The following is a 22121-nucleotide window of genomic DNA, read 5'->3' on the forward strand; positions in this document are numbered from 1 at the left end:
ACAAACATTTAGTAAGCAAAGTTATTTAAGGAGGCTGAAGGAAATGACTAAAAAAGAGAAAAGCTGGTGGAAAGAGGCGGTAGTTTATCAAGTATACCCGCGTTCTTTTAATGATACTACTGGTAATGGTATCGGGGACTTAAGGGGTATTATTGAAAAGCTCGATTATATAAAAGACCTTGGTGTTGATGTTATCTGGTTAAATCCCGTTTACGAGTCTCCATGTGATGACATGGGGTATGATATTAGCAATTATAGAAAAATATTACCCCAGTTTGGCACCATGGAGGATTTTGATCTTCTCCTCTCTGAAATGCATAAGCGGGGATTAAAACTTGTCATGGATCTGGTAGTGAATCATACTTCTGATGAACATCGCTGGTTTGTTGAGTCCAGGAAGTCCAAAGATAATCCCTACCGGGATTATTATATCTGGAAAAAGCCAAAAGCTGATGGTAGCCCTCCCAACAACTGGGTTTCCTATTTCGGGGGTTCTGCCTGGGAGTATGATGAACAAACCGGTGAATATTATCTCCATCTGTTTTCCAAAAAACAGCCTGATTTGAACTGGGAAAACCCAAAGGTCAGAGAAGAAGTAAAGGATATAATGCGTTTCTGGCTTGATAAAGGTGTCGATGGATTTAGAATGGATGTTATTGGATTTATTTCAAAGGATCCTGATTTTGAAGATTTTCCAACTGATAATCCCAGTGGGAAGGATCTTGGTGATAAATATGCCAATGGGCCCAGATTACATGAATTTTTACAGGAACTCCATGATGATGTTCTTAGTCACTATGACTGTATGACCGTTGGAGAATGCCCCGGAGTATCACCTGAAGATGCCCTGTTAATAGTTGGTAAAGACAGGCGAGAACTCCAGACTCTCTTTCAATTTGAGGGAATGGACATTGATTATGGTAAAAATGGAAGCCGCTTCAGTATAGGTAACTGGGATGTTCATGGTTTTAAAAAAGTATATACAAAATGGCATAAAAAGTTATATGGTAAGGCCTGGAACAGTATTTATCTTATGAACCATGACCAACCACGGGCAGTGTCCAGGTTTGGTGATGATAAAAAATACCGCAAAGAATCTGCTAAAATGTTAGCAACCTTCCTGCTGTCTATGTGGGGTACCCCCTATATCTATCAGGGGGAAGAAATAGGTATGACAAATTGCCCCTTTGAAGGTGTGGAAGAATTCCGGGATATTGAAATGATTAATTATTATAATGAACAGATAAGTAAGGGTAAAACTAAGGAAGAAATAATGCCCGGATTATTATACAGAGGACGGGATAATTCCAGGACTCCAATTCAATGGAATGACTCCAGAAATGCAGTTTTTTCTGATGCTGAAGAGACCTGGATAAAGGTAAACCCCAATTATACTGAAATTAATGTTGAAGAAGCTGAAAAAGACCCTGATTCAATTCTCCATTATTTCCGTCGTATGATTAAAACCAGGAAAGATAATGATGTTCTAATATATGGTGACTATGAACTGGTAGATGAAGGAAATGACGATGTGTATGCCTATCGAAGATTTCTAGACAATGAAGAAATGCTTGTTCTTCTAAACTTTACAGATAAAGAGACAAGCTGTGATGTTAGCCCTTATAACTTAGAAGATAAAGAGCTGATTATCTCTAATTATAAGGGGGGTCAAAAGGTCAAAGGAACTGAAGTGACTTTAAGGCCTTATGAAGCCAGGATCTATAAGATAAAATAAAATGTTTATCCCCGGTCAGTATTGGCCGGGGGTATAATTAATAAATTTTTCAGTAAGTTTTGTAATCAATGTTCAGTATTAATTTTGTAAAGAGTGTTAAATTTTAAACACAAGGGAGGGGTAAATTAGATTATGGATAATCTGGTAATTAACTTACTTGATAATGGTGTTATTAATTTGAAAGTTCTGAATAACTATGATGATAATAACCGCATTTCTATTGTAAAAAATAAAAAAGTATTGAAATCTTTTGAAGTTAGTAATTTAAAAACTGTGGTAGAGTATGAGGTCGATGCTGAAAACGTGTTAGTTATAAACCCTGACCCATTGGAACTTAAAGTACATAGCAAGAAATACAAAAATGATATATTTGCAACTAAACTTGATTTTATTTTTGAAACTGAAAAGGAAACAGGTTTAAGGTTTGATTATAATGAAGATGAAATAGTACTGGGATTGGGTCAGGACCATATGGCAAACCTTGATAACCGAAATGTGCAAAGAGTAGCCTGGCATCAATGTAATGCCTATGATCGGGCTAATAACTGTACAGTCCCATTTTATCTATCATCGAGGGGTTATGGTTTTTTGTAAATACTTCATATCCGGTCAGGATGGCTTTTGGAAAACCGGTTGTTCCCGATGAGCCGGTAATTGCAGATATTGCTCCATCCCCCTTTGACTGGAACAGAAAATGTTGTGAAAACGGTGAAGATACCATATCAATACTGGTCTGGGAAGATCCCGAAATTGATGCTTATATTCTTCTGGGAGATTATCAGGAAGCCCTGAATAAATACTATGATTTGACCGGTTATCCGTCCCTGATGCCAAAATGGTCTCTTGGTTTTATACAGTGTAAAAACCGTTATAAAAGTGCGGAAGAGGTATTGAGGATTGCCAGGAAGATGAGAGAAAAGGAAATACCATGTGATTGTCTGGTTATTGACTGGATGTGGTTTAAACAGTTCGGTGACCTGGAATGGGATGGTAAATATTTTCCTGAAAATATGAAGGAGATTATAAAAGAGATTAACGATCTTGGTATTCAGATAATGCAGGCCCAGCATCCCTTTATTGAAAGGGATAGTCTTAAGTATAATAAATTTAAAGAAAAAGGACTTATCACCAGAGTTCCTGAAGGGGCTAGACCCACTTTTGATCATTTTCATCCCGATGCAAAAAAAGAATGGTGGAATGAAATTTCCAGACTGTATGATGATGGAGTAAGAGGCTACTGGACTGATATGGGTGAGCCTGAATTTGACTTACCGGGTAGCGAAAATTCACTGGGGTCAAGGGAAAAATATCATAATATGTATACCTATCAATGGAGTAAAAATCTATATGAAGCCCAGACTGAAGACAAAAAGACTCGCCCCTTTATTCTGGCAAGAACCATGAGCCTTGGTATTCAAAATTATAATACTGCTTTATGGTCAGGTGATGTATTTGCCAGCTGGCAGATTTTAAAGGATAGTGTTATTCAGGGACAAAATGTATCTATCTCAGGACAGCCTTACTGGTGTACTGATATTGGAGGATTCCATGCTGATCCCCGATTTACACCGGAAATGTATGTCCGCTGGTTTGAATTTGGAACTTTCTGCGGTATTTTTAGAACTCATGGTACAAAAGTAGAGAATGAACCCTGGTCCCATGGTCAGGATACAGAAGAAATTGTAACCGACTATATTAAACTACGCTATAGTTTAATGCCATACATTTATTCTTTAACTAAAGAGATGACCGAAAACGGAGTCAGTCTGGTAAGACCATTAATATTCGACTACAATGATCGTCGGGTCATGGAATATCCCTATCAGTATATGTTCGGGGATATTCTGGTATCACCTGTTGTCGATAATGGGTCCAGAACAAAAACAACCTACCTTCCAGACGGTATCTGGTATGACTTTTATACGGGGGAAAAGCTTCATGGCAGTCAGGAAATAACTTCACTGGCACCAGTTGAAAAACTGCCACTTTATGTAAGGAACAACTCAATTATAATAAGAGGGAATATTGAACAAAATGCTGTTGACATAAACAAAGAGTATGATATTAATGTATATGGTAATGATGGGGATATAAAATATATTTATGAAGATAATGGAACAACCTATGAATATGAGAGTGGCAAATATAATAAGATAAAGGTCGAATTATCGGGTGGAAAGTTGATTATAACTACTGAGAATCATGGTTATAAAATAGATAATAAAACCAGAAAGCTTACAGTAACCCATGTGGTCGACAAATATAAGAAGGCTTCTAAAAGTTTTGAGTATGAACTGGGAACGGTCAGGGAAGTTAAACTTTCTGACCTTGAATTGGAAACAGAAGAAGATAGGAAACAAGACCTTGAACTTTTTGTAGATACCATGGACAGGCGCTACAACGGTCAGGTTAAAATGAATATCTTACTGGTTAATAATACTAAAGAAACCAGGAAATATGTGCTTGACATCGAAAAACCAGTACACTATTATGTTGAAGGTATTCCAAATCGTCCTGTTGAAAAATTTGAAGTAAACGATTACTACCATAAGCAAGTACTGTTTAAGCCATTAACCGACAAAATGCCCCAGTGTGAAGAAGTGAAAGTTTATATTAAGGACAATGATGGTAATGTTGTTTTCGAAAGGAATGTAAATGTTGGTAATGGTTATGCAAAAAAATGGAGAGTGGCTGTTTCTAAAGAGCATATTACTGATAAAGACCTTTTCTTCGATGTATCTGAAAGGGAGAATAATGCCTGGGGTTATGTAAAATTACTGAGTTACCTCAATATTGATGCTAAAGGTGTGTGCCCGGTTGACTTCCTGGATTATTCCGTAAAGAAAGGATATGCTAAAGGTTTTGTAAATATTGAAAGTGATAAAGATAAAGAAGTATATTTCAGGGTTAAAGGGGAGACAACCATTAAAGTTAAGGTTAATGGGAAAACAATTATAGACACAGATGATTATGCAATTGATGAATTAGTTAAAACTAGACTAGAACAGGGTGAAAACAGGGTAGATGTAGAACTTACCTTTGAATCAAACCATCCCTACACCGGACGTGAATTTGGCTTTTCAATTCAAGTTTTAAATGAAGATATGGAGATTGATAAGGATATCTTATTCTATTAATAAATAGTTTTCGGAGCAGGTCTATAATTATCAGGAGAAGGGTCTCTTTCTATAAACCCGGATAAAATTCCTCCCCTGTAAACTATCGGAAGGGATTCTTCTCCATAAACTTTGTAAAAAAACGTTGATTTTTTGTGAAAATTGTACTACAATAAATACAGATGTGCCCGTGAACACAAAAAGATGCTGGTTATATTAAATTAAGTCCCTTAACCGGGGAGAGGAGGAAAAGATTTTGAAGAAAAGTAAATTGAGGGGGTTTTTATTAGTAATTACTGTCTTACTGGTTATAGGTTTAATATCCGGGTGTGGATCTAAAACAGTTGGGGAGAAGGCAACAAAAGATAAACAGTTTAAGTTAACATTCTTCTTTTATAAAAGTGAAATTGCAGATGCTATGGAGACTATGGCCCGGGCTTTTCAGGAAGAACACCCCAACGTTGTTATTAAAAATGAAATAATAGGCCAGGAGTATAATACTGTTCTTAAAACCAAAGATGCAGCAGGCCAATTACCGGATATATTTGCTGCCTCAATACCCGGGGAAAGGGCTTTAAAAGATTTTATTGAAGCCGGTAAAATAAGGGATGTCAGTGATTTTAAAGTAATGGATAATTTATCAGATGATTTTAAAGAGTCTTTAACTTTTTCTGATGGTAATATTTATATAATTCCCCTGTTTATTACCGGACGTGGTATAGTCTATAATGAAAAACTCTTTAAGAAGGCTGGAATTAAAAAATTTCCTGATACCCTTGAAGGGCTTAGAGAAGCATGCCGAAAATTAAAGAAAACAGGAATAACACCATTTGCCGCCGGAGCCAAAGATGTCTGGACTCTGGGAAGTCCTTTATTTCAGGTTGGGCATGAAGTTATGAACCCTGATGGTTGGGTAAATAAAATGTATCAGAAAGAAGCCAGTTTTAAAGATTATACACTACCGGTTATGGATTTTGTTGACTTATTTGTAGAATACAGCCAGGATAATCCACTGGGTACCGATTACACAGAATCTGTTGTCCTTTATGCCCGGGAAGAAGCAGCTATGCTGGTACAGGGTCCCTGGGTTATGGACCTGGTTCAGGATTTAAATCCTGATGTGGCCAGTTCAAGTCACATGGCTCCCATACCTTTTACCAATAACCCGGAAAAGAACAAACTCTATATAGATTATGATGGTTATTTTTGTATTAACTCCAAAACTGATAAAGAGGTTGTAAATCAATATTTTGATTTTATGATAAATGGTTCAGGTCGTAAAATCTTTAAAGAAGAAATTAAATGTCTTAATCCCTTTGGAATAACTTTTGAGACCCATGGAGTTAATGAGGATATTATTACAGCGATTGAAAGTGGTGAGGTAATTCAGGATACCCAGTTTGTAAAGATGCCTGATAATTTCTTTATTACTATGGGAACAGTTCTGCAGGAATATATAGCCGGTAAACTTACCAGAGAGCAGGTTATGGAAAAGCTTGATGCAGAATGGTTTAAATCTATGGATAAATAACTGATAAAAAATATGAATTAATACATTATTTAATTTTTATCAATAAGGTAATATCCAGGAGGAAAGTTTATGTTTCTTGCAGATAGGTCAAAACGCCGAAAAATCTATTTGTTTCTGGCCTTTGTTGGTCCTATATTTGTGTTATATACCTTATTTTTTATCCTGCCCCTGTTTGAAGGGATATATTATTCCTTTACTGATTGGAAGGGGGTAGGGGGTAGTATAAACTGGGTTGGTTTTGATAATTATATAAACCTGTTTAAGATAGATGATGTGTTTATAAATTCCATAAATACAACTTTTTATATTGCTTTTGTTAATGTTTTATTAACAAATATCCTGGCTATGATTTTTGCCATTGCTTTAACTAATAATTTTAAACTAAATAATCTATACAGGGGGATAATACTCCTTCCCAACATGATTAGTATGGTTGTTTCGGGTTTTATCTGGAAATTTATGTTTTCTAAAATATCAGGGAGCTTATATGAGGCCACAGGAATTGAATTGTTCAATAATAGTTGGCTTGGAGATATTGAGATTGTTATCTATTCAGTGGTAATTGTTAGCCTGTGGCAGGGACTGGGATACATAATGACCATTTATATTGCGGCCCTGCAGGGTGTTGATGAAAATGTTATTGAGGCTGCTTCAATAGATGGTGCAAATTCATGGCAGATATTCTTTAAAATAAAACTGCCATTAATGCTTCCCATTGTATCTATTGGTGCCTTTCTCAATATATCAATGTCTCTTAAAATATTTGATATAATATATTCTTTGACCGGGGGTGGACCAGGCCATGCTTCTGAAGTAGCCATGTTAAATATTTATCGGGAGGCTTTTGTCTTTAACCGACTGGGTTATGCCAATGCAAAAGCGATAGTTTTAACAATTATAATTGTAATTATTACTGTAATTCACTTCCGTATTACTTCCCGGGAGGAGGTAAAGATATGAGCAAGCATGGTTCTAGCAACAGTAACAAAAATGGAAGTGTCATTCATATAACTGTTAACAAATATGTCATTGGTATATTAATGGGAATTGTTTCTGTAATCTGGTTTATTCCTATATATTTTATGATAATAAATTCTTTCAAACCATTCCGGGAGGTATTGATGTATACTTCCCGGTTTCCTGAAAAGTTCAATTTAAATAATTTTGTTGAGGTCTGGGAAAAGGCTAATTACTTAAAATTATTTACAAATTCAATTATAATTACATCAATATCCCTTCTGGGAATTGTTATTTTGGCATCAATGGCCGCATACAAGCTAGCCCGTTCTCATGATAACGTAAGCAAAGGTCTGTTAGTATATTTTATTTTAACCCTGGTCATTCCTTTTCAGGCTGTAATGATACCCCTGGTAAAAATCATGAAAGATATTAATGTTATAGATACCCGTATTGGAATTATACTGGTTTATATCGCACTGGGTTCACCCATGGCAATTTTTTTGTATTATGGGTATATTAAAACATTACCGATGTCGTTAGAAGAAGCAGCCCTTATTGATGGAGCCGGTGAGTTTCAAATATTTTTTAAAATAATATTTCCCCTGTTAAAACCAATCACCAGTACAGTAATTATTTTACAATCTTTATGGATCTGGAATGATTTTTTACTACCCTTGATAACACTTCAATCTGAGGCAAATAAGACCATACCCCTGGGAACAACAGCAACATTTATGGGCCAGTATACTCATCGCTGGGACCTGGCAATTACAGCCATGTTTCTGGCTTCATTGCCTTTAATGGTATTGTATTTCTTTGTCCAGAAATATATAGTAAAGGGGATAGTAAAGGGTGCCATTAAAGGATAAAAATTTTTAAGTTAACTATTTTGTTTATACCTTTATAATTGTCTATATAGTAAAAAAACCGCCTTTAAAGGCGGTTTTAATATTTTTACAGGGTTATTTAACAGGTCGGGGCCCCCTGAATATGCTAATATGTTCTGATTTAACGATAGTTAAAGTTTACGGTTTAATATTTAATTTTTTTATTGAGAGCTTTAATAAATTATAGTATTATATATATGAAAATAAAAAAATGGATAAACTTACAATTTTATTAAAATAAATATTACTTACTGTAGTTCAACATATCAAAGTTAAGAAGGAAAACATTACAATTAAAAAAGTTATGAATCTGGTTTTACAATACCATAACAATTTTAAAGGAATAGAGTAAAATATTAATGGAGGAATGAAAAATGGGTAAAAAGAAAATAATTTTAATAATTGTTACTATTATTTTTATTATCAGTTTAATTACTTACAAAACATATATGGAAAAAAATATAATTAAAGAGGTTGTAATTGAATTTGGGAGTAATTTAAAAAAAGTTTCACTTCAAAGTCCCGAGGATAAGTTAATAAAAGATATAAATAAGTATTATAAAGATTATGTAACAAGGGAATTACTTAATAAATGGTTAACAAATCCTTCAAAGGTACCAGGGAGATCTTTTTCAAGTCCATGGCCAGAAGAAATAGAAATTAAGAAAATAAAAAATATAGGAGGAGATAAATACCGGGTAATTGGAATAGTAAAAGAAGTTACAAGTAAAGAACTGGTTAAAGGGGAACCATTGAATAGATACCAGGTCGAATTGATTGTAAAAAAAATTAAGAATAAATGGCTAATAAGCGATTATAGAAGGTTACCTTGTAACTAAAAGAATGTTAAATTTTATGTTACGGGGGGTTGATAGGTATTGTGAAAAAGCAAAATAGAAGTATGAAATCTTAAGGGGTTAAAACGGTTATTTACGATGTAGTTAAACACATTTTAGAAATGATATGGGGAATCGGCCATAAACCCGGTTTCATCGATAGTTAATAAGGTTGGCTAGACGAATAAAAAAGCACTAAAAGTAATAATAGTATAACAAAATTAAAAATTTCCGCAAAACGTTTGACTAATAATTTAAAATGAAGTATAATATAGGTAAATAATTTAATTGGTGCGAATATTATATTAAGTTTTAACAAACAAAAAATTATTAGTATTATTTAATTATATTTTTTATTTTTTAAAAATATAAAACCGATTTCATAATTAAAAGGGTGTTAGTTATGATTACTATTTATGATGTAGCTAAGGAAGCGGGAGTTTCACCTTCTACAGTATCAAGAGTTTTAAATAATTATAATAATGTAACTGAAACAACAAGAAAAAAAGTAGAAGCGGCCTGTAAAAAACTAAAATATGTCCCCAATGCTAATGCCAGTAGCCTTAAAAAAGATAATACTAAAACATTAGCATTAATAATTCCAGATATAGAGAATCCTTTTTTTATTTCAATTTTAAAAGGATTTGATGATAAGGCTAATAAGTTAGGTTATGATACTATTTTATGTAATACGGATGAAAGGTTAGAGAAAGAAAAAGATTATATAAAGATGGTATTAAAAAAAAGAATAGATGGTGTAGCTATAAGTACAGTAGGAAAAACGAGTGAACATATAAGTGAATTTAGTGATAGAAATATTCCATATATATTATTAGATCGTAAAGTTGAGGGATTAGATGCAGATATTGTATGTGGTGATAATTATCAAGGTGCAATAGACTTAGTCAACCATCTTATAAATAATGGACATAAGGATATAGCTATGATTACTGGGCCTTTACATGTATCAACTAGTAGAGAGAGATTTGAAGGGTATAAAACTGCTTTAAATAGAGCAGGTATCAGTGTTGAAGAGGATTATATTAAAATTGATTATGTAAGTCAAGATTATTCTGGAGAAAAAGCTTATGAAATGACAAAGGAATTATTGGGTTTAAATGAACCCCCAACTGCTATATTTGTAGCTAATAATTTAATGGCCCTGGAAGTTTATAAAGCTTTGAAAGAGGAAGGAATATCTGTACCTGATGATATTGCGATAGTGTGTTTTGATGATCTTAATTTAATTTATGAAATAGAGCCGTTCTTTACTGTTATGAAGCAACCTGCTTATACAATGGGAGAAGCTGCGGCAGAGATATTAATTAAAAGAATTGAAATGAGTGATAATGGACATAGAAAAAGAAAAATAGTTTTTGAACCAGAATTGATAATCAGAAAATCATCCATTAAAGATAGTACGTAAAATTAAAGATAGTACGTAAAATAAAAAATTAAAAAAATTAAATCAAAAAAATATTTTAAAAAAAGCTTGACTATTTAAAATTGATATATTATAATTAAAATAGTAATAATGGCGTGATTTAAAAATAAATAAAATCGGTTTCATAAAAAATAATATATTAATAAAAATTTATAATAATATATTTAAAAATATTTTTTTGAAATATCATAAAACCGATTTTACTAAAAATAAGAACAAAAAGCTTCAATATATGGGGAGTAATATAATATAACTTTTAATAAGAACCCACATCAACTTTAAGTATTTATTCTTAGAAGTGGGTTTTTTTTAATTTATTTCATAAAAACGGTTTTATAAATACAAAATGTTCTAAATTATATATTAATAGGGGGTGGTTATATTTGCTAGGTATTTAAACAGTAAAGAAAAATAATTAGTTATAAGGTTTAAGTCATATAATTATAGGAGTATTCAACAAAGAGAATTACACAAAAGCAACATATATTTTAAAAAAATTAAAAATATTAAAAAACAGGAGGAGATTTTAAGATGACTAGGAAAGCGTTATTTGTTGCTTTGGTAGTATTGTTGCTCACAGTTGGATTTTTAAGTGTAGGAGATGTACAGGCATCAGAAAAATATCAAATTTTAGTTAGTCCAAAAGGTTTAAGTCAATCTTATTGGTTAACTGTAAAAGCTGGGGCAGAAGCAGCTGCTAAAGAATTAGGTGCAGAAATTGTTTGGAGAGGTCCTGCTCAGGAAACAGATGTGGCTAAACAAGTAAACGTAATCAATGATTTTGTAAACAAAAAGATAGACGCTATTGTTGTTGCTGCTACTGATGCTAATGCTTTAATACCACCTTTAAAAAGGGCACATGAAGCGGGAATTCCTGTAATTACTATAGATTCTGGTATTAATGCAGATTTTCCTATATCTCATATAGCTACCAATAATAAAGAAGCTGCCAAGAAAGCGGCTGAAGTTTTAGCAAATATAATTGGTAAAAAAGGTGAGGTTGCCTGTATACCTTTTGTAGCTGGTGCCGCAACTTCTATAGCCCGTGAAAATGGTTTTAAAGAGGGAATTTCAAATTATAAAAATATTGATTTAGTAGCTGTTCAGTATTCCCAGAGTGATTATGCTACAGCAATGAAAGTAACTGAGAATATTTTAACAGCACATCCAAATTTGAAAGGTATTTTTGCAGCTAATGAAGCAGGAGCAGTTGGTGCGGCAAGAGCCTTGAAAGCTAGAGGAAAAACAGCAGATGTAATATTAGTTGGTTTTGATGCAGCACAAACTGAGATAGATGCTATGAAAGAAGGTATTATTGATGCCCTGATTGTACAAAGACCATATATGATGGGATATGAAGGGGTAAAAAATGCTGTAGCTGCTTTGGAAGGAGAAGAAGTTGAAAAATTAATTGATACAGGAGTAGTTGTAGCCACTCCAGATAACATGAATGACCCTGAAGTTTATAAAGTCTTATTTCCATTAAAACAATAAAATAACCTATGTATAAACCATTCTCTTCTTCTCTGATCAGAATCAGAGAAGAAGAGAATGGATACAGAAAGGAGGGTTTCTTCTTGAACTATGAAATTGCTGTTAAAATGGAAAAAATAACAAAAGTATTTCCAGGTGTTAAAGCCCTTGATCAGGTTGATTTAGAAGTAAAAAAAGGAGAAGTTCATGTTTTGTTAGGTGAAAATGGTGCTGGTAAATCTACATTAATGAAAATTTTAACAGGTGTGTATTCAAGGACTGAAGGCGAAATTTATATAGATGGTCAAAAAGTCGAAATTCAGAATACTAAAAAAGCTATGGAACTAGGTATAAGTATGATCTACCAGGAATTTAATTTAGCCCCTCATTTAAATGTTCAAGAAAATATTTTTCTGGGAAGAGAACCTTTTAAAAATAAGTTATTAGGGTATATAGATGAAGAAAAAATGTATAAAGAAAGTAAAAGAGTATTAAAGAGATTGGGTGTTAATATATCTCCTGAATCTAAAATAAAAGATTTAGGAGTAGCTCAACAACAAATGGTAGAAATAGCTAAAGCTCTGTCTTTAAATTCAAAAATTATTATCATGGATGAACCTACAGCAGCTTTAACTGACGAAGAAAAAGAAAATTTATTTGAAGTAATTAAACAATTAAAGAATGAAGGTATTTCAATAATATATATATCACATTATATAGAAGAAATTAATAGGATCGGAGATCGAGTTACGGTATTACGAGACGGGAGAAAAATTGATGTTGTACCCGGGTCTACTGACCCTGATAAGCTAATATCATTAATGGTTGGAAGGGATGTTGATGAGCTTTTTCCAAAAGAAAAAGTTGATATTAAAGGAGAAACATTACGGGTGGAAAATATATCCCGGGGAAAAATTTTGAAGAATATATCTTTCACTGCAAGAAAAGGTGAAATTGTTGGTATTGCAGGTTTGGTGGGGTCCGGGAGGACAGAATTGCTCAGAGCCATTTTCGGTGCAGACAAAATAGATTCAGGTAAAATATTTGTTAATGGTAACCAAGTAGAAATAAATTCTCCTGGTGATGCTATTGAACTGGGGTTAGCCCTTGTTCCTGAAAGTAGAAAAGAACATGGATTAAACCTGGGTATGAGTGTCAAGGATAATATTACTTTAACCCATTTAAAAGAATATGTTAACAATATTTTTATCAATAACGACAAGGAAGAAAAAGTAGGTAAAGAATTTGTAAATAATTTAAGAATTAAAACACCTTCAATAGAACAAAAGGTTAAGTATTTAAGTGGTGGTAATCAACAGAAAGTAGTTATAGCCAAATGGCTATCCAGGAAATGCAATATTTTATTTTTCGATGAACCTACAAGAGGGATTGATGTTGGGGCAAAAGCAGAAATATTTGAATTGATGAACCGTCTGGTGTCAAATGGGGCAACAATAATTATGGTTTCTTCATATTTGCCTGAAGTCCTGGCTATGAGTGATAGAATTCTTGTTATGTCAAGGGGTGAAATTACGGGGGAATTAAGTTCAAAAGAAGCGACACAGGAAAAAATTATGCATTATGCCACTATGAATGTAATTAATTAAAAATTAAATTAAAAAGGAGTGAAAAATAGTGATTGATAATGGTGTCAATGAAACCCAAATGAGTTTTTTTAAGAGGTTTTCTGAGAAGATTATTCCTTTTACTGGATTATTGATAATTTGTATAATACTTTCTATTGCATCACCCTATTTTCTTACCTTAACTAATATTATGGCTATAGGTATTCAGACTACAGTTATTGCCATATTAGGTATAGGTGTTACGTTTGTAATAATTACTGCTGGAATAGATTTATCTGTGGGGTCAGTACTAGGATTAGCAGGAGTAATAACTACCATAAGTATGGCTAATGGAATCAATATGTATTTATCTATTATTTTTGGATTATTGGTTGGTGCAGCAATAGGTTTTGTTAATGGTCTAGTGACGACCAAGGGTAAGATCCATTCTTTTATCGCAACTTTAGGTATGATGGGTATTGCCAGGGGATTAGCATTAATAATTACAGGAGGTATTCCAGTCTCAGGTTTACCAAGTGAATTTGATTTTATGGGAGCAGGAAAAATATTTGGTTTTTTTCCAGTACCGGTTTTTATTTTAATTATTGTTGCTATAATAGCACATTTAATTTTATCGAAGACAAGAATAGGAAGATATACATATGCAATAGGTAGTAACGCAGAAGCAACTCGCCTGTCAGGTGTTAAAGTTGATAAATATTTAATAATTGTTTTTACTATATCAGGGTTGATGGCATCATTAGGTGGCATAGTTCAGGCCTCTAGATTAGTAACCGGACAGCCTACTGCTGGAACAGGTTATGAGTTAGATGCTATTGCTGCTGCAGTAATCGGTGGAACAAGTTTATTGGGTGGAGAAGGAAGTATTTTAGGTACAATAATTGGAGCCCTAATTATGGGTGTGCTAAGAAATGGTGCTAATTTATTAAATATATCTGAATTTATTCAACAGGTTTTAATTGGGATAATTATAATTTCAGCTGTTATTTATGATAGACACCGCCGTAGTAAGAATTAAATTAAAAAATAATATTCTTTAAAAATAATTTAGATTTTATAGGAGGTAAAATTATGTCAAATAAAACAAATTTAAAAATTAACAAACAACATCGCTTAAGAGGTAATTTACCTAAAATCGGCATAAGGCCTGCTATTGATGGTCGTCGCAAGGGAATTAGAGAATCATTAGAAGGTCAGACAATGGGAATGGCTAAAGCTGTGGCTAATTTTTTAGAAGAAAATCTGAAGTATCCAAATGGTACACCTGTAGAATGTGTTATTGCTGATACTTGTATAGGTGGGGTAGCAGAAGCAGCTGCTACGGCTGAAAAGTTTTCACGAGAAGGTGTTGGAGTTTCGATTACAGTTTCACCATGCTGGTGTTATGGTTCAGAAACAATGGATATGAATCCATTGATACCAAAAGCCATCTGGGGTTTTAATGGTACTGAAAGACCTGGTGCAGTTTATTTAGCTGCTCTTAAAGCGGCACATGATCAGAAAGGGTTACCTATTTTCCCTATATATGGACGTCAAGTTCAGGATGCTGATGATAGAAGTATTCCAGAAGATGTTCAGGAAAAAATGCTCCGGTTTGCCAAGGCTGGATTAGCTGTGGCTATTATGCGTGGTAAGTCTTATCTGTCTATGGGTTCAGTTTCTATGGGAATTGCAGGTTCTATGGTTAATGAAGATTTCTTTCAGGAGTATTTGGGTATGAGAAATGAATATGTAGATATGTCAGAATTTATAAGAAGAATGGAAGAAGAAATTTATGATAAAGCTGAATTTAAAAGAGCAATGAAGTGGGTAAAAGAAAATTGTAATGAAGGTAAAGATAACAATCCCCCTCAAGTTCAACATTCTAGAGAGACAAAAGATGAAGAATGGGAAACAGTAGTTAAGATGACTTTAATAGCAAGAGATTTGATGGTTGGTAATCCCAAACTTGCTGAAATGGGTTATGGAGAAGAGGCTATGGGTCATAATGCTATAGCCGCAGGTTTTCAGGGTCAAAGACAATGGACTGATCATTTTCCAAATGGTGACTTTATGGAAGCTATTTTAAATTCTTCTTTTGACTGGAATGGACTCAGGGAGCCATTTATTATGGCTACTGAGAATGATACTTTAAATGGAGTATCAATGTTATTTGGTCATTTATTAACTAATACAGCTCAAATATTTGCTGACGTAAGAACTTATTGGAGTCCAGAATCAGTTAAGAGAGTAACTGATAAGGAATTAACTGGTAGAGCCCAAAATGGTATTATCCATTTAATTAATTCAGGTTCAGCAACATTAGATGGGACCGGTCAGCAAACTAAAAATGGTAGGCCTGTGATGAAACCTTTCTGGGAAATTAGTTCAGAAGAAGTTGAAGCTTGTCTTGAAGCGACTTCATGGCGACCTGCTATGTTGGATTATTTTAGAGGAGGAGGATTCTCGTCTAATTATTTAACTAAAGGTGGCATGCCATTAACAATGATTAGAATAAATATTATTAAAGGATTGGGACCGGTCCTCCAGATTGCTGAAGGTTATTCAGTAGATTTACCTGAAGACGTTCATAGAATTCTGGATCAGAGAACTGATCCTACCTGGCCTACTACATGGTTTGCTCCTATATTGACAGGAAAAGGTGCTTTTAAAGATGTTTATTCAGTAATGAATAGATGGGGAGCAAATCATGCAGCTGTCAGTTATGGTCATATTGGTGGAGATTTAATTACTCTAGCTGCTATGCTTAGAATCCCTGTTGCTATGCATAATGTATCAGAAGATAAAATTTTTAGGCCAAGTGCCTGGGATGGTTTTGGGACTAATGATTTAGAGGGAGCAGACTATCGTGCATGCAAGACTTTTGGACCTTTATATGGGTGAATGAATTCATTATTTTAACAAAGTTTAGTTGCTTATAATAAGGGGGTTTATGAGGTGGATTATTTAATAGGGGTAGATATAGGAACTCAAGGAACAAAAGCTATAATGATTAATAATCAAGGAAAAATTATTGCTCAAAGTTATAAAGGGTATAATGTAGAAACACCTAAACCTTCTTGGGCTGAACAATGGCCAGATGTTTGGGTAAATGCAACATATTTTACCCTGCAAAATGTTATTGAACAATCCAAGGTTGATCCAACTAAAATTAAAGGTGTTGCGATCAGTAGCTTATACGGAGGGTCAGGTATTCCTGTTGATGAAAAAGTTACCCCCCTGGCTCCCTGTTTAATATGGATGGACCGTAGGGCCGAAGAAGAAGTTAAATGGGTAAAAGAAAATATTGACTTGCAAGAACTATTTCAGATTACAGGTAATTTTGTTGATTCCTATTATGGGTTTACGAAAATGTTATGGATTAAAAATAACTGGCCCGATGTGTGGAGGAAAATCAATCTATTTTTACCGCCAAATGCCTTTGTGATTTATCAATTAACAGGTGAAATAGCAATTGATTATTCTTCAGCAGGTAATATAGGTGGAATATTTGATATAAAACACAGGAAATGGTCAACTAAGATGTTAGAAAAAATGGGTATTCCTTTAGAATACCAACCCCAAAAGATAATTTCTTCAACTGATATAGTAGGTAAAATTACTAAACAGGCAGCAGAAAAAACTGGGTTAAAAGTAGGAACTCCAGTAATTGCAGGAGGGGTAGATGCAGCTGTAGCAACTTTGAGTGCAGGGGCTTTAAGTGAAGGAGATCATGTAGCTATGATTGGCACTTCTATGTGCTGGGGATTTATTACAGAAAAAAGTAATATATCAAAGAAATTAGTTACTATGCCCCATGTAATTGATCCTTTAAATAAATTATATACATTCGGTGGTGCTGCGACAGCAGGTGCAATTATTAGATGGTTCAGGGATAAATTGGGAGAGGAAGAATTAGCTGTTGAAAAGAAACTTGATATTAATGCATATACCCTGTTGGAAATGAAATGCAAAGATATACCAGCTGGTTCAGAAGGTTTATTAGTGCTTCCTTATTTCATGGGTGAGAGAAGTCCCATCTGGGATAGTAATGCAAGGGGGACTATTATTGGCCTTAATCTTTACCACAACAAATATCATTTATATAAGGCCTTTATGGAAGGGGTAGCATATGCGTTAAGACATAATATGGAATCTGTTTTTAACAAAGATATAAATTTAGATGGAGAAGTAATTTTAGTTGGTGGTGCAGCTAAATCAAAGATCTGGCCTAAAATATTTGCAGACGTTACTGGTTTTCCAGTCAAAATAATTAAAAATGATGTAGAAGCTCCTTTAGGAGATGCTTTATTAGCTGGTGTAGGAACAGGTGTTATAAAAAATCCTGATATTTTAAAAGAATGGTTAATTTATGAAGACATAATTATGCCAGACAGGACAAACAAAGAAATATATGATGAATATTATGTGCAGTATAAAACAGCTTATATGAACTTGAAAAGTAATATGGAAGTTTTATCTCAATTAGGATGAAATTTCAGATAAATAGGACCAAGGAGGTCATCATATGGTAAAGGGTGGGTTGATTCATCCACATATATTAGAAAGTGTTGCAGCTGCTGGACATGGTGCACAAATATTAATAACTGATGGAAATTATCCAGCTTCTACTAAAACAAAAGAAGATGTAAACAAAGTATATTTAAATCTTGCTCCGGGGTTAGTTAATGTTACTGATGTACTTAAAGTTTTAGTTGAAGTTATTAATATAGAAGAGGCTACGGTAATGGCACCATCAAAAGGAGACAAGCCAGCTATATTTAAGGAATTTAAAAGAATATTAAGTTCTGGAACAGATTTTAATGAAATTGGACGTTTTGAATTTTACGACAAATGTGTATCTAATCAAGATCTATGCTTAGTCATTGTTACAGGGGAACAGAGAATATATGCCAATATATTATTGACAATTGGTGTAGTAAAATAATTTATAATATTTAAGAAAATACCTGGCCTGGTATGTATTTAGGGCCAGGTATTAAAGTTCTGATTATTACTGAAGTATCTTAATGAAAAATTTTAAGGAAAAAGTTTTATATTTTTAAGGAGGTGATCTGATGAATGAATACTTAAATCTTTTAGCTATTGATTTAGGTGCTTCTAATGGTCGGGCCATTATAGGTAAATATGATGGTAACAAAATAAAACTAGAAGAAGTGCATAAATTTAAAAATGGTCCAGAAAGGGTAACAAATAACTTATACTGGGATATTTTAAGACTTTTTCATGAAGTAAAAACCGGTATTACAAAAGCAAGTGAGTTTACAGATTATAATATAAGTAGTCTTGGTATAGATACCTGGGGGGTTGATTATGGTTTATTAGATAGAGAGGGTAATTTACTGTCAAACCCTTATCATTATAGAGATAATAGGACTGATGGTTTATTAAAAGAAATATATAAAAAAGTTAGTAAAAAAAGGATATACCAATTGACTGGAATTCAATTCATGCAATTAAACACTCTGGTTCAGCTCTATGCAGATTTGAAATATCGACCATGGGTTTTAAATAATGCTAAAAGTCTTTTGTTTACTCCAGATTTAATAAATTATTTTTTAACTGGAAAAAAATATAATGAATTTACTATATCATCAACTTCACAATTGCTTAATCCGCTTACAGAGAAATGGGAACATGAACTCTTTGAAGAATTAGATATTCCCAGTAATATTGTGGAAACTTTAATTTACCCTGGAACGAAAATAGGTAATATTATACCTGAGGTAAAAGAAGAGTGTGGGCTTAGGGGAGATTTGCCTGTAATTGCTGTTGGAAGTCATGATACAGCATCAGCAGTGGCTGCAACACCTTTAGAGGATAATAAAAATAGTATTTATATAAGTAGTGGGACCTGGTCACTGTTAGGGATGGAACTTGACCAGCCAATAATTAATGAAAAATCATTAAAAGAAAATTTTACTAATGAATGTGGTGTTGGTAAAAAAATAACTTTCCTAAAGAATATGTGTGGTTTATGGATGATTCAAGAATGTAAACGAATTTGGGAAAGAGAAGGCTTAGATATAAGTTATTCAGAAATTAGTAAGGCTGCCATGGAAGTTGATTCTTTTATATTTAATGTAAATCCTGATGATCCCAGATTTTTAAATCCCAAAAATATGCCCTTGGCTATAAAAGAATATTGTCAGGAAACTGAACAACAAATACCATGTAATTATGCAGAAATGGCCAGAGGTATTTATGAAAGTTTAGCGTTGAATTATAAAAGGGTTATAGATAAATTAGAAAAAATTGTAGGTGTTAAAATTGATAAAATACATATGGTAGGTGGAGGTATAAAAGCAGAAATATTATGCCAATTCACAGCAAATGTAACCGGAAAAACGGTTATAGCAGGTCCAGTTGAAGCTACTGCTATGGGAAATATACTGGCTCAGCTAATGGCCCGGGGAGAAATTAAAAATTTAAAAGAAGGTCGAGAAATAATTAAAAATTCAGTTGAATTAAAACATTATAACCCTTAATTAAAATCAGATAGGTGGTGTGTAAATTGCTTTTAGAAAAAGAACGAAAACAGATAGTTGAATATGGCAAGAAATTAATAGATTCAGGTTTGACCAGGGGAACAGGAGGAAATATAAGTATATTTAATTTTGAAAAAAAGTTAATGGCAATTAGTCCAACAGGTATAGAATATTTTGATACTTCTCCGGAAGATGTCGTAGTTATGAACTTAAATGGGAAAATTGTAGAAGGAAGCAAAAAGCCTTCCAGTGAATACAGGATGCATCTTATTTTTTATAAAAATCGAAATGATGTTGGTGCTGTAGTACATACTCATTCTATTTATGCAGCAACAATAGCATCTTTAAGATGGGAATTGCCTCCTGTTCATTATATGATTGCAGTTGCTGGTAATAAAGTACCCTGTGCAGAATATGCTAGTTTTGGAACAGAAGAATTAGCTACCAATGCGTTTAAAAGTGTGGGAGAAACATATAACGCTACATTATTGGCTAATCATGGTTTAATAGCTTTGGGTAAAAATATCTCTGAAGCATTTAAAGTAGCAGAAGAGATTGAGTTTACAGCTGAAGTTTATTATAGAGCTAAAGCTATTGGGGAGCCTGTAATTTTACCAGAGGAAGAAATGAAAGTTATGTTAAATAAATTTAAAACGTATGGTCAACAATGAATATCATATGTTGACAAATAATTTATTAATGATACTAAAGTTCGACAAATAAAAACACAATATCCCAATCTCTGTCACCAACAAGTTAAACCGGTCATATATATGTACTAAAAATGCAAAGGAGGCGATATTAATGGGAGATTACCGACGTGATAGAGATTGGGACCGGAATAGAGACCGGGATCGAAATAGAGATAGAAAGAGATACAGAGACCCGAGGTATCCCGGATGTCCCCGGTGTCCTCGTTGTCCCCGTTACCCGGACTGTCCTTACAGGCCTGACAGGTAAAGTGACAAAACATGTTAGTTTATATAATTTATTTTTAGTATAATTGATTTATCTGACTTTACTAAAAAGGTTGCCCGCCGGGCAACCTTTTAATTTACATATAAGAAAAAACAACATATAATAAATATGATAAAGATGCTTGTTATCTTTAATAAATATTATTTTGAAACTGGGAATAAGGAGGTGGGAGAAGTGAAAAAGAAATATTTCCCATCAAGACTTAAAAGGTTTTTAGCCTTTTTATTAGATATAGTAATTTTATGTTTTATAATATTTATTATAGGAAAATCAGGTAAAAATATATGGATAAGTATTGGTAAGTGGGACTGGATAGTTGGTTTTTTAGTCAGCATAGCTTATTTTGGCTTATTTAACAGTGCTATCGGAAAAGGAAAAACCCCGGGAAAAAGGTTATTTAAAATTAAAGTGGTAAATAAAAAAGGAAGATATTTATCTGTAACCAGGTCTGTTCTGAGAGCTGCTATTCTTTTTTTTCCTTATTTTTTTTCGACTGGATTGATTATTTTACACTACAAAACATTGTTTAGAATATATTTGACAATAATAATAACTATGGTAATTTCTTTATTGTACTTCTTTTTATTCAATAATAAATCACATCAAAGTTTACATGATCTAATATTAAATACTTATGTTGTCAATGAAAAGGTCAAGGTTGATAAAAAAATTAAAGCTGAATTTAAAAATTATCTGAAACACCTGGCAATAATAACGGTAATAATATTTACAGGAATACTTATATACACTTCAACACCAGTATTTTCGGGAATATATCAAGGTATGACCAGTATATACGAAGTCTGTAGTAATGTTAGATATGTCAATTCTTTTATTTATGATGACGAAACCGACACAATTGTCGTAGAGGTATGTTTAAAAGAAAAACCTGAGTCATATAAAGAAATTGCCAGACAGATAGCCCGTTCATTATTTAAGAATAAGTTAGTAATACATGGTCATGAAATTAAAAAAATAAAGATTAAATTGAAATACGGATATAATTTAATCCTCTACAATGAATACATTACCAGGACATTTTACTTTGATAAAGATGAAATTACGGGTAAATAAACACCATAATGGG

18 protein-coding genes are annotated in these 22121 nt (G+C 33.2%); all 18 read left to right on the plus strand.

The genetic code is table 11. The annotated features are described in order from the left end of the window. The first annotated feature begins 43 nt into the window (after positions 1 to 43). On the plus strand, positions 44 to 1735 hold the full coding sequence (locus tag HORE_RS04975; RefSeq protein ID WP_012635888.1) for a glycoside hydrolase family 13 protein: 1692 nt from the start codon (positions 44 to 46) through the stop codon (positions 1733 to 1735). Between the two features lie 132 nt (positions 1736 to 1867). Next, the gene (locus HORE_RS04980; protein WP_012635889.1) at positions 1868 to 2329 is read left to right on the plus strand and encodes a hypothetical protein; all 462 of its coding nucleotides are present in this window, start codon (positions 1868 to 1870) and stop codon (positions 2327 to 2329) included. Positions 2330 to 2349: 20 nt separating this feature from the next. Next, positions 2350 to 4872, plus strand: a complete 2523-nt coding sequence (locus tag HORE_RS04985; protein ID WP_012635890.1) for a glycoside hydrolase family 31 protein — start codon at positions 2350 to 2352, stop codon at positions 4870 to 4872. A gap of 235 nt (positions 4873 to 5107) precedes the next feature. Further along, on the plus strand, positions 5108 to 6382 hold the full coding sequence (locus HORE_RS04990) for an ABC transporter substrate-binding protein (RefSeq protein WP_012635891.1): 1275 nt from the start codon (positions 5108 to 5110) through the stop codon (positions 6380 to 6382). A gap of 69 nt (positions 6383 to 6451) precedes the next feature. Continuing rightward, positions 6452 to 7342 (plus strand): carbohydrate ABC transporter permease, encoded by an 891-nt coding sequence (locus HORE_RS04995; protein ID WP_012635892.1) that lies wholly within the window; start codon positions 6452 to 6454, stop codon positions 7340 to 7342. Further along, on the plus strand, positions 7339 to 8211 hold the full coding sequence (locus HORE_RS05000; RefSeq protein WP_012635893.1) for a carbohydrate ABC transporter permease: 873 nt from the start codon (positions 7339 to 7341) through the stop codon (positions 8209 to 8211). The genes HORE_RS04995 and HORE_RS05000 overlap by 4 nt, the downstream gene beginning before the upstream one ends. Before the next feature lie 392 nt (positions 8212 to 8603). Then, positions 8604 to 9068: a hypothetical protein gene (locus HORE_RS05005; RefSeq protein ID WP_012635894.1), complete on the plus strand. Its 465-nt coding sequence runs from the start codon at positions 8604 to 8606 to the stop codon at positions 9066 to 9068. Positions 9069 to 9468: 400 nt separating this feature from the next. Then, positions 9469 to 10491, plus strand: a complete 1023-nt coding sequence (locus HORE_RS05010) for a LacI family DNA-binding transcriptional regulator (RefSeq protein ID WP_012635895.1) — start codon at positions 9469 to 9471, stop codon at positions 10489 to 10491. A 549-nt stretch (positions 10492 to 11040) separates the two neighbouring features. Further along, entirely contained in the window at positions 11041 to 12003 is a 963-nt protein-coding gene (locus tag HORE_RS05015; protein WP_012635896.1) for an ABC transporter substrate-binding protein, read from the plus strand. An 83-nt stretch (positions 12004 to 12086) separates the two neighbouring features. Then, positions 12087 to 13589, plus strand: a complete 1503-nt coding sequence (locus HORE_RS05020; RefSeq protein WP_012635897.1) for a sugar ABC transporter ATP-binding protein — start codon at positions 12087 to 12089, stop codon at positions 13587 to 13589. Between the two features lie 28 nt (positions 13590 to 13617). Next, the gene (locus HORE_RS05025; RefSeq protein WP_012635898.1) at positions 13618 to 14586 is read left to right on the plus strand and encodes an ABC transporter permease; all 969 of its coding nucleotides are present in this window, start codon (positions 13618 to 13620) and stop codon (positions 14584 to 14586) included. Between the two features lie 53 nt (positions 14587 to 14639). Continuing rightward, positions 14640 to 16451, plus strand: coding sequence for an L-fucose isomerase (locus HORE_RS05030; protein WP_012635899.1), 1812 nt, complete (start codon positions 14640 to 14642; stop codon positions 16449 to 16451). A gap of 54 nt (positions 16452 to 16505) precedes the next feature. Continuing rightward, positions 16506 to 18041: an FGGY-family carbohydrate kinase gene (locus HORE_RS05035; RefSeq protein WP_012635900.1), complete on the plus strand. Its 1536-nt coding sequence runs from the start codon at positions 16506 to 16508 to the stop codon at positions 18039 to 18041. A 34-nt stretch (positions 18042 to 18075) separates the two neighbouring features. Further along, positions 18076 to 18495, plus strand: a complete 420-nt coding sequence (locus HORE_RS05040) for an RbsD/FucU family protein (protein ID WP_012635901.1) — start codon at positions 18076 to 18078, stop codon at positions 18493 to 18495. Between the two features lie 130 nt (positions 18496 to 18625). Continuing rightward, positions 18626 to 20056 (plus strand): rhamnulokinase, encoded by a 1431-nt coding sequence (locus HORE_RS05045; RefSeq protein ID WP_012635902.1) that lies wholly within the window; start codon positions 18626 to 18628, stop codon positions 20054 to 20056. Positions 20057 to 20082: 26 nt separating this feature from the next. Then, positions 20083 to 20727 (plus strand): L-fuculose-phosphate aldolase, encoded by a 645-nt coding sequence (locus HORE_RS05050; protein WP_012635903.1) that lies wholly within the window; start codon positions 20083 to 20085, stop codon positions 20725 to 20727. Between the two features lie 133 nt (positions 20728 to 20860). After that, a complete protein-coding gene (locus HORE_RS12905; RefSeq protein WP_167935761.1) occupies positions 20861 to 21016 on the plus strand; it encodes a hypothetical protein in 156 nt (51 codons plus the stop codon). Between the two features lie 192 nt (positions 21017 to 21208). After that, on the plus strand, positions 21209 to 22108 hold the full coding sequence (locus HORE_RS12400) for an RDD family protein (RefSeq protein ID WP_050748603.1): 900 nt from the start codon (positions 21209 to 21211) through the stop codon (positions 22106 to 22108). The last annotated feature ends 13 nt before the right edge of the window (positions 22109 to 22121 follow it).

This window comes from Halothermothrix orenii H 168 (assembly GCF_000020485.1).
Lineage (GTDB): Bacteria > Bacillota > Halanaerobiia > Halanaerobiales > Halothermotrichaceae > Halothermothrix > Halothermothrix orenii.